This window comes from Mycobacterium fragae (genome assembly GCF_002102185.1).
Classification (GTDB): domain Bacteria; phylum Actinomycetota; class Actinomycetes; order Mycobacteriales; family Mycobacteriaceae; genus Mycobacterium; species Mycobacterium fragae.
Map to the genome: position 1 here is coordinate 164,064 of NZ_LQOW01000024.1, position 14,250 is coordinate 178,313.

The 14,250-nt window shown below is 67.1% G+C and carries 17 protein-coding genes; 11 read left to right on the forward strand and 6 right to left on the reverse strand.

Features of this window, described 5'->3' with window-relative positions:
- Positions 1–4: 4 nt before the first annotated feature.
- Positions 5–793, reverse strand: coding sequence for an alpha/beta fold hydrolase (locus tag AWC06_RS11745; protein WP_085197507.1), 789 nt, complete (start codon positions 791–793; stop codon positions 5–7).
- A gap of 70 nt (positions 794–863) precedes the next feature.
- Here AWC06_RS11745 and AWC06_RS11750 point away from each other — a divergent pair, with 70 nt between their 5' ends.
- Entirely contained in the window at positions 864–1,514 is a 651-nt protein-coding gene (locus tag AWC06_RS11750; RefSeq protein ID WP_085197508.1) for a class I SAM-dependent methyltransferase, read from the forward strand.
- Here the strand turns inward: AWC06_RS11750 and AWC06_RS11755 are convergent.
- The 5 genes from AWC06_RS11755 to AWC06_RS11775 all read right to left on the reverse strand — a co-directional run bounded on the left by AWC06_RS11755 (position 1,511) and on the right by AWC06_RS11775 (position 6,624).
- Positions 1,511–2,233 carry a sensor domain-containing protein gene (locus AWC06_RS11755; RefSeq protein WP_169715339.1) on the reverse strand — a complete coding sequence of 241 codons (723 nt, stop codon included), beginning with the start codon at positions 2,231–2,233 and terminating at the stop codon, positions 1,511–1,513. The genes AWC06_RS11750 and AWC06_RS11755 overlap by 4 nt on opposite strands.
- 67 nt (positions 2,234–2,300) lie before the next feature.
- Positions 2,301–3,032, reverse strand: a complete 732-nt coding sequence (locus tag AWC06_RS11760; protein ID WP_085197512.1) for a DJ-1/PfpI family protein — start codon at positions 3,030–3,032, stop codon at positions 2,301–2,303.
- A gap of 14 nt (positions 3,033–3,046) precedes the next feature.
- On the reverse strand, positions 3,047–4,009 hold the full coding sequence (locus AWC06_RS11765; protein ID WP_085197514.1) for a GlxA family transcriptional regulator: 963 nt from the start codon (positions 4,007–4,009) through the stop codon (positions 3,047–3,049).
- 54 nt (positions 4,010–4,063) lie between these two features.
- Positions 4,064–5,023: an o-succinylbenzoate synthase gene (locus AWC06_RS11770; RefSeq protein WP_085197516.1), complete on the reverse strand. Its 960-nt coding sequence runs from the start codon at positions 5,021–5,023 to the stop codon at positions 4,064–4,066.
- Positions 5,020–6,624: an amidohydrolase gene (locus AWC06_RS11775; RefSeq protein WP_085197518.1), complete on the reverse strand. Its 1,605-nt coding sequence runs from the start codon at positions 6,622–6,624 to the stop codon at positions 5,020–5,022. The genes AWC06_RS11770 and AWC06_RS11775 overlap by 4 nt, the downstream gene beginning before the upstream one ends.
- Before the next feature lie 97 nt (positions 6,625–6,721).
- Between AWC06_RS11775 and AWC06_RS11780 the strand changes: the two genes are divergently transcribed.
- From AWC06_RS11780 to AWC06_RS11825, 10 genes are all read left to right on the forward strand, one after another.
- Entirely contained in the window at positions 6,722–7,129 is a 408-nt protein-coding gene (locus AWC06_RS11780) for a YciI family protein (protein WP_085197520.1), read from the forward strand.
- A 55-nt stretch (positions 7,130–7,184) separates the two neighbouring features.
- Positions 7,185–8,786 carry a fatty-acid--CoA ligase FadD8 gene (gene fadD8, locus AWC06_RS11785; protein ID WP_085197522.1) on the forward strand — a complete coding sequence of 534 codons (1,602 nt, stop codon included), beginning with the start codon at positions 7,185–7,187 and terminating at the stop codon, positions 8,784–8,786.
- A gap of 98 nt (positions 8,787–8,884) precedes the next feature.
- Positions 8,885–9,334, forward strand: a complete 450-nt coding sequence (locus AWC06_RS11790) for a nitroreductase family deazaflavin-dependent oxidoreductase (protein ID WP_227371032.1) — start codon at positions 8,885–8,887, stop codon at positions 9,332–9,334.
- Between the two features lie 4 nt (positions 9,335–9,338).
- On the forward strand, positions 9,339–10,031 hold the full coding sequence (locus AWC06_RS11795) for a hypothetical protein (protein WP_085197524.1): 693 nt from the start codon (positions 9,339–9,341) through the stop codon (positions 10,029–10,031).
- The gene (locus AWC06_RS11800; protein ID WP_085197526.1) at positions 10,028–10,930 is read left to right on the forward strand and encodes a 1,4-dihydroxy-2-naphthoyl-CoA synthase; all 903 of its coding nucleotides are present in this window, start codon (positions 10,028–10,030) and stop codon (positions 10,928–10,930) included. The genes AWC06_RS11795 and AWC06_RS11800 overlap by 4 nt, the downstream gene beginning before the upstream one ends.
- Before the next feature lie 33 nt (positions 10,931–10,963).
- Positions 10,964–11,857 (forward strand): SDR family oxidoreductase, encoded by an 894-nt coding sequence (locus tag AWC06_RS11805; RefSeq protein ID WP_085197528.1) that lies wholly within the window; start codon positions 10,964–10,966, stop codon positions 11,855–11,857.
- Between the two features lie 13 nt (positions 11,858–11,870).
- The gene (locus AWC06_RS11810; protein WP_085197530.1) at positions 11,871–12,278 is read left to right on the forward strand and encodes a VOC family protein; all 408 of its coding nucleotides are present in this window, start codon (positions 11,871–11,873) and stop codon (positions 12,276–12,278) included.
- A gap of 95 nt (positions 12,279–12,373) precedes the next feature.
- On the forward strand, positions 12,374–13,600 hold the full coding sequence (locus AWC06_RS11815) for an inorganic phosphate transporter (protein WP_085197532.1): 1,227 nt from the start codon (positions 12,374–12,376) through the stop codon (positions 13,598–13,600).
- A complete protein-coding gene (locus tag AWC06_RS11820) occupies positions 13,597–13,881 on the forward strand; it encodes a hypothetical protein (protein WP_085197534.1) in 285 nt (94 codons plus the stop codon). The genes AWC06_RS11815 and AWC06_RS11820 overlap by 4 nt, the downstream gene beginning before the upstream one ends.
- A 60-nt stretch (positions 13,882–13,941) precedes the next feature.
- Positions 13,942–14,241 carry a DUF3349 domain-containing protein gene (locus tag AWC06_RS11825; protein ID WP_085197536.1) on the forward strand — a complete coding sequence of 100 codons (300 nt, stop codon included), beginning with the start codon at positions 13,942–13,944 and terminating at the stop codon, positions 14,239–14,241.
- Positions 14,242–14,250 lie beyond the last annotated feature (9 nt).

Here is a 14,250-nt window from a genome sequence, read left to right on the forward strand (position 1 = left end):
GGCCCTAGGCGGCCATGCCGGCGAAGAACTGCAGCGCCGCGGCGTTCACCTCCTGCGGGCGCTCGAGGAACCCGAGATGCCCGGCATCGGCTAATTCGAGGTAACGGCCGTTGGGAATGGCGTCGGCCACCTCACGGCACAGGTGCGGCGGCGTCATCTGGTCGTCGGCGAAACCGATCACCAACACGGGCGCGGTGATGCTGCGGTAGGCGGGCAACCGGTTGTTCCGCGGCGTGATATCGAGCTGGCAGCGCGTGCCCGGGGTGAGCTTCGACGGCCACATGGTGAACATGCTGATCCAGTCGGCGACGGCGGCGTCGTTGTTCAGTGTCTTGGGGGAAAAGCTCTCCAGCAACCGGACTTTCGCGTCGTACGAGGGCGGTAGCTCGATGCCGGAGGCGGCCATCTCGGCTTCGGCGGTGTGGAAGAATTCGCGCACGTGATCCAGCCGGCCGCGAGTACCCATCAGCACCGCCTTGCTGACCAGATCGGGCCGGGACAGCATCAGCTCCTGGGCGATGTACGCCCCCATCGACGCGGCGACGATGCGGGCCGGAGCGGCATTGAGGGATTCGATCATCGCCGCGGTGTCGGCAATCATGGTCTGGGTCGTGAAACCCTCGGCGTTCGCCGTCGCGCCCACCCCGCGGTTGTCGAAGGTGATGACCCGGTAGCCGGCCGCCAGGAACGCCGGGACCTGATGCAGGTGCCAGGTGCGTCCGGCACCGCCATGGCCGGCGATGAAAAGCACGGGTTCACCGCTCCCGCGGTCGTCGTAAGCCAAGTTGGTCACGCGTGTGAACCTACGCGATGGCTCGCGGCGTGCGTCGCGCTGCTCAGCCCGGACGCTTCAGCAGCGCAAAATGGCTGACATGCCAGGCGACCGGCAGCGCGACCACTGGGACACCAGCTATGCCGCCCACCCGGCCATGTATGGCAACCAGCCCTCCGCCGCGGCCGTCTACGCCGCCGACATCTTCCAGGGCGCGGGCGCCCGCCACGTGCTCGAGCTGGGGGCCGGCCACGGCCGCGACGCGCTGTTTTTCGCCGGTGAGGGTTTCGCAGTGCACGCGCTGGATTTCAGCGACATCGGTCTGCGGCAGCTGCGCGAGGCCGCCCAGGCGTCGGGCATCGATGAGCGCCTGACTACAACCAGGCATGACGTCCGCGACCCGCTTCCGCTGCCCGACGCGTCCGTTGACGCCGTTTTCGCGCACATGCTGCTGTGTATGGCGCTGTCCACCAAGCAGATTCACGCGCTCGTCGACGAGGTACGCCGGGTACTAAGGCCGGGCGGGATTTTCGTCTACACCGTCCGGCATACCGGCGATGCCCACTACGGCGCCGGCATCGCCCACGGCGACGACATCTACGAGCACGGTGGCTTTGCCGTGCATTTCTTCACCCGCGATCTCGTCGAGGGCCTCGCGAACGGCTGGACGCTGATCGAGGTGCATGCCTTCGAGGAAGGAGACCTGCCCCGGCGGCTGTGGCGGGTCACCCAGCGGGCTTAGCCCCAGAACGCGCAGTCACGGCCTCCCGACGCGATGCGATCCAGGATCCGAGAGGTCGCCGTCATCGGCTCATCGGTCAGGTCGAATCCGGTGAACTGCAGGTCGACCACGAGGTTGGACTTCGCCGCCAATACCCGGATGTCCGTGTAGCGCTCGTCGTGCGGGACCACGTTGCTGATCATCGTCACGCAACCGGAATCCAGGGTGTTGCCGATGACGTACGGGTCCCGCCACTCGTCCGGGTACGGAAACGCGTAGCTGAACTGCCGGCCCGCGCATCGCCGCCATTGGCTGACCTGTTTGGCCACGAAACCCTTTGCGGCCACTGAATTGTCGAATGCAGCGATGCCCTGATCGACCCAGTGCGACCAGCCTCCTACGCTGGCGTCCTGCTGTCTGACTTCATAGAAGTCGCGGTAGCCGCTGCCGTCATAGGATCCTGCCATCCCGCTGAACACAGCGCCGACGCAGCGATCGGGCCGAAACGTCCCGCGCGGGTCAGGCTGGCTCCAGGCCTGTTGGCTGGCCAGACCGGAGAACTTCAGGACTTGCTTCATCTCGTCGAGGCTGAGCAGCAATCCCCTCAGGCCGCGCGCCGGCGCCGGGGCCGACGCTCGCGGAATGTCGCGGGCGACCGCGGTCCCCGGGACGGTCGACGTGCATCCGACGCACCCGGCCACGGCTAACACCGCGATCGCCATGAGTCCGAGCCGTCGCATCCGCCAAGCATATGGCGGAAAGTACGCTCTCAACTGCAGCAATCGCGGGCGCGTCGGCTTCTTTCGGTCAGCGGCGCGCGACCTTGGCCCGGGCAGCATCCAGGGCATGATTCCACATCAGCAGGGTGCCCGCCTTCAGCTGGGCCGGTTTGGCCACATCGCGGGCCATCAGCGCGGTGGCGGTCGCCTTGGTCTTCGCCGACGCCTTCGACATGTGCCCGGAGTCGAACGGGGGCTGGGGGTCGTATTCCATCGACAACTGGATGACCTTCGCGCGGTCGTCCCCGGCGATCTGGCCCGCAAGCCACAAGGCCAGGTCGATACCCGCAGATACTCCGGCACAGGTCACGATTCTTTTTCCGGGTTCCCCCTCTGCTACAACCCGTTCGTCGCCGACCGGTATGGCGCCCAAGGCCTTCAAGGCGCTCAGCGCCATCCAGTGCGATGTAGCGCGCTTGCCGTCGAGCAGGCCGGCGGCGGCCAGGATGATCGAGCCGGAGCACACCGACGTCGTCCACGTCGCGGTCTGATGGGCCTGACGCACCCAGTCCAGCAGCTTCTCGTCGCGGGCATGCTCCACCGACGTCATACCGCCGGGCACCAAAACGACGTCGGGAGACGGTGTTTCGTCAAAGGAGTGGGTTGCGCCGACGACGAGCACGCCGGAGTCGGCAGTCACGGGCCCCGGCTCATGCCAGAGGAAGCGAACCTCGGCTTTCGGCAGCCAGCGCAGCACTTCGTAGGGTCCGATGAAATCCAGTGCGGTGAAGCCGGGATAGAGCACGATCGCGATTTGCATAGGTTCTCCTCTGGTTAGGCAAAGGTCTTGCGATACTGGTCGGGCGATATGCCGATGCGACGAACAAAGTTGCGCCGCATACTTTCTGCGGATCCGAAGCCGCAACGCGCCGCGATGGTCGCCACCGTGTCATCGGTTTCCTCGAGCTGGCGGCGTGCGGCCTCGGTGCGGACACGTTCGACGTAGGCCCCGGGTGATTCGCCGACCTCCGTGGTGAACACCCGGGTGAAATGCCTTGGGCTCATGTCGGTTCGACGGGCCAGCTCCGCGATGCTGTGCTCGCCCCCAGGCTCGGCCTCGATGGCCTCCTGGACGTCGCGTATCGGCTCTCGCTTGGCGCGCGGCATCCACACCGGCGCGGCGAACTGGGTCTGGCCACCGGGCCGACGCAGGTAGAGCACCAGCCACCGGGCGACGGTCTGCGCCAGCTCGGTGCCGTGGTCGTCTTCCACGAGCGACAGGGCCAGGTCGATGCCCGCGGTCACACCCGCCGCCGTCCACACCTTCTCGGAGCTGCGCACGAAAATCGGGTCGGGATCGACGACGATGGAAGGGAATTCGCTTGCCAGCCGGTCGGCCGACGCCCAGTGCGTGGTGGCGACGCAGCCGTCCAGCAGCCCGGCTTGCGCGGCCAGGAAGGCCCCGGTGCACACGCTGGCCACCCGCCGACTGCCGGCCGCGGCCGCCCGGATCCACTCGATGACGCGCGAGTCGGCCCGGGCGGCGTGCACACCGGCTCCGCCGGGCAGCACTACGGTGTCGACCGGTTGGCCTGGATCGGGCAGTTCGGTGGTCGCGATGGTCAACCCGGAACTCGTCGTCACGGGTTGACCGTCGCCGGAGACCACGACGGTCTGGTAGCCGTCGTGGCCTTTGGCCGCCAGCAGCTGTGACGCCGAGGCGAACACCTCCAGCGGGCCGACGACGTCCAGGGTCTGCATCCCGGGAAAGCCAAGAAACAAGAGGTTGCGGGTCATAGCTGTCAGTGTCGAGGACCTGGGTCGTGTCGTCTAGGTCGGGTATCCCACAGATTAGGACACGAGCGGGTAGCAGGCCTTAACCCGGTCGATCCACCACTGGCGTCGCGGCGGCGGGGCCGCCAATACCTGCAGCCGCGCCGGATCGGGAGTGACAGATGCGGCGGGCAGATAGCCGTCGCGCGGCGTCATCGGCTCGGCGACGTCCTCGGCGAACAGGCCGCCCGTGCCCAGCCCGCAGGCATGGTTCAGTTCCGGCAGTGCGGCGGCCGCCGTCAACCCTGCGGCGATCCCGACCGCCGAGTCCAGTGCGCTGGAAACCACGACGGGGATGTCGATCTGCGCGGCGATTTTCAGCAAAGCTGAAACACCGCCCAGCGGAGCAACTTTCAGCACCGCGACATCGGCCGCTTTCGCGCGCACGACCTTCAACGGGTCGTCGGACTTGCGGATGCTTTCGTCGGCGGCAAGCGGCACATCTATGCGGCGCCTCAGCTCGGCCAGCTCTTCCACGGTTTTGCACGGCTGCTCGAGGTATTCCAGCGGCCCGGTCGCGGTGAGCGCTCGAGCGGCCTCGACGGCCTGCGCGACGGTCCAGGCGCCGTTGGCGTCGACCCGAACGGTGGGTACCAGGGCACGGACGGCGTCGACGCGGGCGACGTCGTCGTCCAGCGTCTGCCCGGGTTCGGCGACCTTGACCTTGGCGGTGCGCGCGCCCGGGAAGCGGGCCAGCACGTCGGGAACCTGAGCGGCGGGCACGGCGGGGACTGTGGCGTTGATGGGGATTCGGTCACGTCGTGGGGGCGGCGGTGCGCTGTAGGCGGATTCGAGCGCCGAGGCCAGCCAGTGCGCGGCTTCGGGGTGGTCGTATTCGAGGAAGGCGCCGAATTCTCCCCAGCCGGCCGGGCCGTCGATCAGCGCAAGCTCGCGGGTGGTGATGCCGCGGAAGCGCACCCGCATCGGCAGTGCCACCACATGCAGCCGGTCCAGGATGTCGTCCAGCGGCGGCTTCACTCCCCGTGGACCTGCCGTCCCGCCAGGAAGGTGGCGCGCACGTCGAGGTCGGCGATCTCTTCAGTTGGGACCGTCCGCGGATCCTTTGACAACACAACCAGATCCGCGTATTTGCCGACCTCAAGCGAGCCGATCACGTCGTCGGCGAACAGCTGCCAGGCGGCGTCGATGGTCTGCGCGCGGATGGCCTGCTCGACGGTCAACCGCTCCTCAGGCGCCAGCACTCGACCGCTCGGCGCGATCCTTGTCGCGGCGACGCTGATGTTGCGCAGCGGCTCCTCCGGAGTGACCGGTGGATCGTTGTGCAGTGAGATGCGCATCCCGGTGGCAACCGCGGACCCTGCTGGCATCCAACGAGATCCGCGCTCCATGCCGAACAGTCCGTCGACGATGACATCGCCCCAGTAGTGGATTTGGTCGACGAAAATGCTGCAGGTGACGCCGAGTCCCGCAGCTCTGTGCAGTTGGTCGGGCCGGATGGCGCCGACGTGTTCGAGCCGCAATCGGTGGTCGGGGCGGGGCCAGCGCTGCAGTGCCTGTTCGTAGATGTCGAGGATGGTGTCGATGCCGGCGTCGCCCATGACGTGGCAGGCCATCGGCCAGCCCAACGGGAAGTAGGCTTCGACGATTTCGGCCAGCTGTTCGCGGGTGTAGTTGGCGTGCCCGCAGGAGCCGGGCGGCACTCCGATGGTGCGGGTCGCGGCGGTGTCGAGATACGGGAACGACAGATCGATGTTGCCGATCCACGGTGAGCCGTCTACCCAGATCTTGATGCCGACCTGGCGCAGCATGTCGTCGCCGTCGCCCGGTTTGGCGTCGGTGGTCAGCTGCGGGTTGGAGATTTCGTAGGTGCGCAACCGCACCGTCAGCTGCCCGCGCAGGTTCTCGACCAGTGGCCGAAATCCCGGGTCGAACGCCATCTCCGAGCAGGTGGTCAGCCCCGCGCGGTTGAGACGGGCGCACTCGGCAAGCAGCATGGCCGGATAGTCGCCGGGCTGGATGGCTGCGCCCAGCAGTGGGAACACCGCGCCGGTCTCCTCGGCGGTGCCGTCGAGCTCGCCGTCGGCGTCGCGGCCGTATCGGGCGCCCTTGGGGTCGGGCGTGTCACGGTTGAGGCCGGCTTTGCGGGCGGCGTGCGAGTTGAAATACGCCTTGTGCCCGGAGTTGTGCAGGATCACCAGCGGCCCGTCCGGCGCGATGTCGTCGAGCCAGCTCAGCGTCGGCTCGGGAAGTCCGGGTTGCAGCAACGGATCCCAGCCGTTCAGGTAGGCCCCGGCCGATCCGCGTTTGGTGATTTCGCGGCGGATGGCGTCGACGACTTCGTCGGCATCGCGGACGGTGACCGGGCGGATGTCGACGATGCGATCCGACAGAGCGACCGCCTCCATCAGCGGATGACCGTGCGCCTCAACGAAACCCGGCATGACGCAGCCGTCACCGACATCGATGGTCCGGGTCCTGGAGCCGGCCAGACTGCTTACATCCGAGCGGCTGCCCACGGCGATGATCCGGCCCTCGGCAACGGCGAGCGCCTCGGCAGTGGGCTGCGCGTCGTCGACAGTCAGCACGGTGCCGGTGACCACGATGTCGGCGTCCGCCATGAGCGGCGATCCTACTTGCGGCCCACTTGCGCGCGATGAGAAACGGCGCCAGTGCGAGTCAGTAGTGGTGAACATTCGAGAATGAGAGGAGTCAGCGATGCGCTACATGATGATCATGCGGTCGAACCCTGAGGCGCAGGAGGCCGCCAAGGACGTCCCGTTCGACGAGATCCTGACCGCGATGGGCCGCTACAACGAGTCGCTTATCGAGGCCGGGGTGCTGCTGGCCGGCGAGGGACTGGCCGGACCAGAGGAGGGCTTCGTCGTCGACTTCTGTTCCGCGACGCCCACGGTATCTGACGAGCCGTATCACGGTGAGCTGCTCAACGGGTTCTGGATCATCGGAGTGTCCTCGAAGGAAGAAGCTCAGCAGTGGGCCACCCGCTGCCCGCTGGGCCCGGGCACCAGCCTGGAGGTCCGCCGCGTCCACGAGACCGACGAGTTCCCGCAGGACAACGAATACGTCCAGAAGGAAATCCAATGGCGCGCCCAAGCTGCGACGTAAGCCGATTTTCGGGCGGGGCTCGGCTGATTCTGTAACACGTTCTAGTCTTAGCGTCATGAACGACGAGCTGTTGCGCCACCCGACCCACAACGGCCACCTGCTGGTCGGCGCGCTCAAGCGCCACAAGGACAAGCCGGTGCTGTTCCTTGGAGACACCACGCTGACCGGCGGCCAGATGGCCGAGCGGATCAGCCAGTACACCCAGGCGTTCGAGGCGCTGGGCGCCGGCACCGGCGCGTCCGTGGGGCTGTTGTCGCTCAACCGTCCCGAAGTGCTGTTGATCATCGGCGCCGGCCAGACCCAGGGTTATCGGCGTACCGCTTTGCATCCGCTGGGCTCGCTGGACGACCACGCCTATGTGCTCTCCGACGCCGGGATCAGCTCGCTGATCATCGACCCCAACCCGATGTTCGTCGAGCGCGCGCAGCGGCTGCTGGAGCGGGTGGACTCGCTCAAGCAGATCCTGACCATCGGCCCGGTGCCCGATGAGCTCAAGGATGTGGCCGTCGATTTGTCCGCGGAGGCAGCCAAGTACGACCCGCAGCCGCTGGTGGCCGCGGACCTGCCGCCGGACCAGGTCATCGGATTGACCTACACCGGCGGCACCACCGGCAAACCCAAGGGCGTGATGGGCACCGCGCAGTCGATCGCCACTATGACGACGATTCAGCTCGCCGAATGGGAATGGCCGGAGGAGCCAAGGTTTTTGATGATCACTCCGCTGTCTCATGCCGGGGCGGCGTATTTTCTGCCGACGTTGGTCAAGGGCGGCCAGATGTACGTGCTGCCCAAGTTCGACCCGGCTGAGGTGTTGAAAACCATTGAGGAGAAGCGCATTACGGCCACGTTTGTGGTGCCGTCGATGCTCTACGCGCTGATGGACCACCCGGATTCGCACACCCGGGACTTGTCGTCGCTGGAGACGGTCTATTACGGCGCGTCGGCGATCAACCCGGTGCGACTGGCCGAGGCGATCCGGCGGTTCGGCAAGATCTTCGCCCAGAACTACGGGCAGTCCGAAGCGCCGATGGCGATCACCTACCTGGCTAAGAGCGATCACGACGAGAAGCGGCTGACGTCGTGCGGGCGCCCGACGCTGTTCGCCCGCACCGCGCTGTTGGACCTCGACGGCAAACCAGTGCCGCAGGGCGAAGTCGGTGAAATCTGCGTCAGCGGACCGCTTTTGGCCGGCGGCTACTGGAATCTGCCCGAAGCGACTGCCGAAACCTTCCGCGACGGTTGGCTGCACACCGGCGACATGGCCCGCGAGGACGAGGACGGCTTCTACTACATCGTCGACCGGGTCAAGGACATGATCGTCACCGGCGGGTTCAACGTGTTCCCCCGCGAGGTCGAGGACGTCGTGGCCGAGCATCCGGCGATCGCGCAGGTGTGCGTGGTCGGGGCGCCGGACGACAAATGGGGCGAGGCCGTCACCGCGGTGGTGGTGTTGCGCTCCGATGCCCCCCGCGATGACGATGCGATCGAGGCGATGACCGCCAAGATCCAGGCCGCGGTCAAGGAGCGCAAGGGCTCGGTGCAGTCGCCCAAGCGGGTGGTGGTCGTCGACTCGCTGCCGCTGACCGGGCTGGGCAAACCGGACAAGAAGTCGGTGCGCGCCCAGTTCTGGGAAGGTGCGGGCCGGGCGGTCGGTTAGAAGCTCGGCCAATGTGCCGCTGGCCGCACATTGGCATCCGAACGTGCGGCTAGGCGCACACTCGGCGCTTAAGTGGCCGGGGCGGTAGCGTCGGTGCCGTGACTGAGCGCATCAGGCCGCCGTGGTGGCTCAAGCCGGCCAACAAGGTATTCATCCAGATGTCGCGGCTGGGTATGCGATTCGGCGGTGAAGGGCCGGTGGTGTTGACCGTGCCAGGACGAAAATCCGGGCAGCCCCGCTCGACACCGGTCACCCCGATGACGGTCGACGGCAAGGAATACATCGTCGGCGGCTTCCCCGGTGCGGACTGGGTGGCCAACGTCCGCGCCGCCGAGAAAGCGACGGTCAGGCGCGGGCGACGCCACGAGCACGTTCGCCTGGTCGAACTTCCCGCCGATGAGGCCCGCCCGCTGTTACGGCTATGGCCCACCGAAGTGCCCACCGGCGTCGGCTTCATGAAGCGCTCCGGTCTGGTCACCGACGGCCGACCGGAGGAGTTCGAGGCGCTGGCCGGCCGCTGCGCGGTGTTCCGCCTGGACCCGGCCTGATCCGATGCTGCCCCGGCTCCTGGCTGCCTCACTCGCGTTAGCCGCGCTGGCAACCGCGGTGCGAACCGCGCCACCCGCCGCCGCCGCGGCCTGCCCCGCCGGAGGGGAGCCTCCGCCGCCGCGGGCCGTGCAACTCCAGGTCGACGACCTCGACGGCGATGGGCTGCCGGACGCGTTGTGGATCGGCGGCGTGCGGAAAACCGACGGGGCGACCCACCGGTTCGTCGGCGTCAGCACCGCCAGCGGGGCCGTCAGCGACGTGGAGATCACGACCGCCAGCCCACTTCCGCTGCGCGCCTTGGCTATCGACGCACAACAGGACGGCAGCCACCAGATCATCGTCAGCGACGGCCGCGGCGCGCACCTGTACGGATTCGCCGACTGCCGAATCCAAACCGTCGTCGACAACCAAGGTGCGCCATTCCTGTTCGACCTGGAGAACCGGCGCGGCACCGGCACCGGCGTCGGCTGCGCCGATCTCGGCGACGGGCCCCGCCTGGCCGGACTGCAAGCACTGCAACACAATGACCAGTGGACGGTCCGGCGCACCGAAATCAACCTGAACGGCACGATTGCCAGCATCGGCCGCTCGGACACCGTAACCGCGCGCTCTGCGCAGGATCCGGCGGTGACCGCCGCCCAGACGATAACCTGCGGCAGCCTCAGTATCGACCATGATGGAGTCCAAGAGCCTTGAGCGACAACCCATTTCATCCCGATGACTGGCGGCCGGTTGACGAATACGCCGAGTTGACCGATATCACCTACCACCGCCACGTCAGCGACGCCACCGTGCGGGTCGCATTCAACCGTCCGGAGGTGCGCAACGCCTTTCGCCCCCACACCGTCGACGAGCTGTACCGGGTGCTCGACCACGCCCGGATGTCCCCCGACGTCGGCGTGGTGCTGTTGACCGGAAACGGGCCGTCGCCGAAAGACGGCGGTTGGGCGTTCTGCGCCGGGGGCGACCAACGCATCCGCGGGCGCAGCGGCTATCAGTACGCCTCCGGTGAGACCGCCGACACCGTGGACCCCGCCCGCGCCGGCCGGCTGCACATCCTCGAGGTGCAGCGGCTGATCCGGTTCATGCCGAAGGTGGTGATCTGCCTGGTCAACGGGTGGGCGGCCGGCGGCGGCCACAGCCTGCACGTGGTCTGCGACCTCACCCTGGCCAGCCGTGAGCACGCCCGGTTCAAGCAGACCGACGCCGATGTCGGCAGCTTCGACGGCGGATACGGCAGCGCCTATCTGGCCCGGCAGGTGGGCCAGAAGTTCGCCCGGGAGATCTTCTTTCTAGGCCACGACTACACGGCCGAGCAGATGCACGCGATGGGCGCCGTCAACGCCGTTGTCGACCACACCGAATTGGAGTCGACGGGTGTGCAGTGGGCGGCCGAGATCAACGCGAAATCGCCTCAGGCGCAACGGATGCTGAAGTACGCATTCAACCTGATCGACGACGGCCTGGTGGGCCAGCAACTGTTCGCCGGCGAGGCCACCCGGTTGGCGTACATGACCGACGAGGCAGTCGAGGGCCGCGACGCATTCCTGGAGAAGCGACCACCGGACTGGAGCCGGTTCCCCCGCTACTTCTGAGGCGCTCGAGTGTGATGCATAGACTCTCGAAGCATGAGTAAGAGTCCGCTGCGCCGAGTCGCCGAGCAGATCGCCCTGACGACCATGCGGCCACCCATCACGCCGCACCTGCAGCTCTACCGGCCCGCGGCCAAGCCCATCGACCTCGCCGGCAAGCGCATCCTCGTCACCGGCGCCTCCTCCGGCATCGGGGAAAGCGGCGCCGAGCAGTTCGCCCGCCACGGCGCGACAGTGGTCGCCGTGGCCCGCCGCAAAGAGCTGCTGGATGCGGTGGTGGGCCGCATCGAAGACGCCGGCGGCGCCGCGATCGCCATCCCCTGCGACCTGTCCGACATGGAGGCCGTCGACGGGCTGGTCGCCGACGTCCAGGACCGCCTCGGCGGGGTGGACATCCTGGTGAACAACGCCGGCCGGTCCATCCGCCGCCCGCTGGCCGAGTCGCTGGAACGCTGGCACGACGTCGAGCGGACCATGGTGCTCAACTACTATTCGCCGCTGCGGCTGATCCGCGGCATCGCACCCGGGATGATCGAGCGCGGCGACGGGCACATCATCAACGTCGCGACGTGGGGGGTGTTCAGCGAAGCGTCACCGCTTTTCGCGGTGTACAACGCATCGAAAACGGCGCTGGCATCGGTGAGTCGGGTGATCGAAACCGAGTGGTCGCGCCACGGCGTGCACTCGACCACGCTGTACTACCCACTGGTGCACACCCCGATGGTGGCGCCGACGAAAGCCTTCGCCAACCGGCCGGGGCTGACGGCCGAGGAGGCCGCGGAGTGGATGATCACCGCGGCCCGCCGACGTCCGATCCGGATCGCACCGCGGATGGCGCTTGCGATCAAAGCGCTCGACATGGTGAGTCCGGAGGGGGCGACCTCGCTGATGAAACGCCGCAACATGCAGTCCACGACGGACACCGCGTGATAGACACGAGGACATGGAGATCCTGGCCAGCCGGACGTTGTTTCGGCCGGCGGACTATCAGCGCTCGCTGAGGTTTTACCGAGACGAGGTAGGGTTGGCGATCGCCCGCGAATACGGTTCGGGCACAGTGTTTTACGCCGGACAATCGCTGATCGAGCTAGCGGGCCACGGCGCGCCGGACCAACCCGGCGGGCCGTTTCCCGGGGCGCTGTGGCTCCAGGTGCGCGACGTGGTCGCGACGCAGGCCGAGCTGGAGAGCCGGGGTGTGCCGATCACCCGCGAGGCCCGTCGCGAGCCGTGGGGTCTGCACGAGATGCACGTGACCGATCCCGACGGCGTGACGCTGATCTTCGTCCAGATACCGCCGGACCACCCGCTGCGCCGCGACACCCGCGGTGAACGTCGCCAGGTCGAAGGTTAACCGGAAGCGAACTTCGGGCGACGAATCGGAGCCACCCGTAATTCACAGCGCGGTTTGATCGACATTCGGACGCGCGGACCCCCAGAATTGGCCCCGTGAACCTTGAGTTGTTCCTTCTGATCATCGTCGTGATCACAGCACTCGCATTCGACTTCACCAACGGGTTCCACGACACCGGCAACGCCATGGCCACCTCCATTGCCAGCGGCGCGCTAAAGCCAAAGGTTGCGGTAACGCTGTCGGCGGTGCTGAACCTATTGGGAGCGTTCCTGTCCACCGCTGTCGCTGCGACGATCGCGAAGGACCTGGTGAACGGTCATCTGGTGACCCTGGAACTGGTCTTCGCCGGGCTGGTCGGTGGCATCGTCTGGAACCTGCTGACCTGGCTGCTCGGCATCCCGTCGAGTTCCTCGCATGCCCTGATCGGTGGCATCGTCGGTGCCATGATCGCCGCGGTCGGCGGACACGGGGTGATCTGGACCGGAGTGGTGTCGCGGGTGCTGATACCGGCCGTCATCGCAGCCGTACTGGCCACCGTGGTCGGTGCGGTCGGCACCTGGCTGGTCTACCGGCTCAATCGCGGCGTCCCGGAGAAGCGCAGCGAGGCAGCCTTCCGCCGCGGGCAGATCTTCTCGGCGTCGCTGGTCTCGTTGGCACACGGCACCAACGACGCCCAGAAGACCATGGGCGTGATCTTTCTGGCGCTGATCTCATACGGCGCGGTCAGCAGGACCGCCGCCCTGCCGCCGCTGTGGGTCATCGTGGCCTGCGCGTTGGCGATGGGGGCGGGCACCTACTTCGGCGGCTGGCGAATCATCCGCACCATGGGCAAGGGAATTGTCGAGATCAAGCCGCCCCAAGGCATGTCCGCCGAATCGTCTTCGGCGGCAATCATTTTGCTGTCCGCGCACTTCGGGTACGCGCTTTCCACGACTCAGGTGGTAACCGGATCCGTGCTGGGCAGCGGCGTGGGCAAACCCGGAGCGGAAGTGCGCTGGGGAGTGGCCGGCCGGATGGTGACCGCCTGGCTGATCACCCTGCCGTCGGCCGGCATCGTCGGCGCCGTCACCTATGTGCTGGTGCACCACATCGGCGGCTACCTCGGCGTGATCGTCGGTTTCATCCTGCTGTCTGGAACTGCACTGGCCATCTGGCTGCAGTCGCGCAAGGTGCGCATCGACCACAACAACGTCAATCACGAGTGGGAGGGCACTCTGACCGCGGGGCTCGAATCGCCTAACGGGCAGACGCCCGAGCTCGACCCGCAAATCCCGAAAATTGTCCTCGACGCCACCGCTACGGAGAACGCGCGCATCCCATGACGACCTGGTTCAACTACCACGCCACACTCCGGATCTTGGTGTTCGGCTTGCTCGTCGGCGCGGCGCTGCCGGCGTTGTTCGCACTCGGGGTGCGAGTCGGCACCGCGGGCGCCGGTATCAGCGGCGACGCCATTACGCGGAAACGTCCGGTGCTGACCGCGCTGAGCTGGCTGTGCTACGCGCTGGTGCTGACGGCGGTCATCGTCGGCGTGTTGTTCATCGCCCGGGACTTCATCGGATACCACACCGGGTGGTACATCATGGGCGCGAAACCTACGTAGGATCGAAGTTTATTGGCTGCACAGGCGTGGCGGAGGCCTCCGCGGGGAAGTTGACGCAGTGTGAATCGTTTCCTGAACACGATCGTCGCGTGGTTGCGCGCCGGATATCCCGACGGCGTTCCGCCCACGGACTACTTCCCGCTGCTCGCGCTGCTGTCGCGTCGGCTGACCAACGACGAGGTCAAGGACGTGGCCCGGGAGTTGATGCAGCGCGGCGACTTCGATCACATCGACATCGGGGTGGTGATCACCCAGTTCACCGATGAGCTGCCAAACCCGGCGGATATCGAACGGGTTCGGGAACGTTTGGCCGCCAAAGGTTGGCCGTTAGACAACGCGCGCGACGAGGAGGCCGGATAGCCGTCCTGC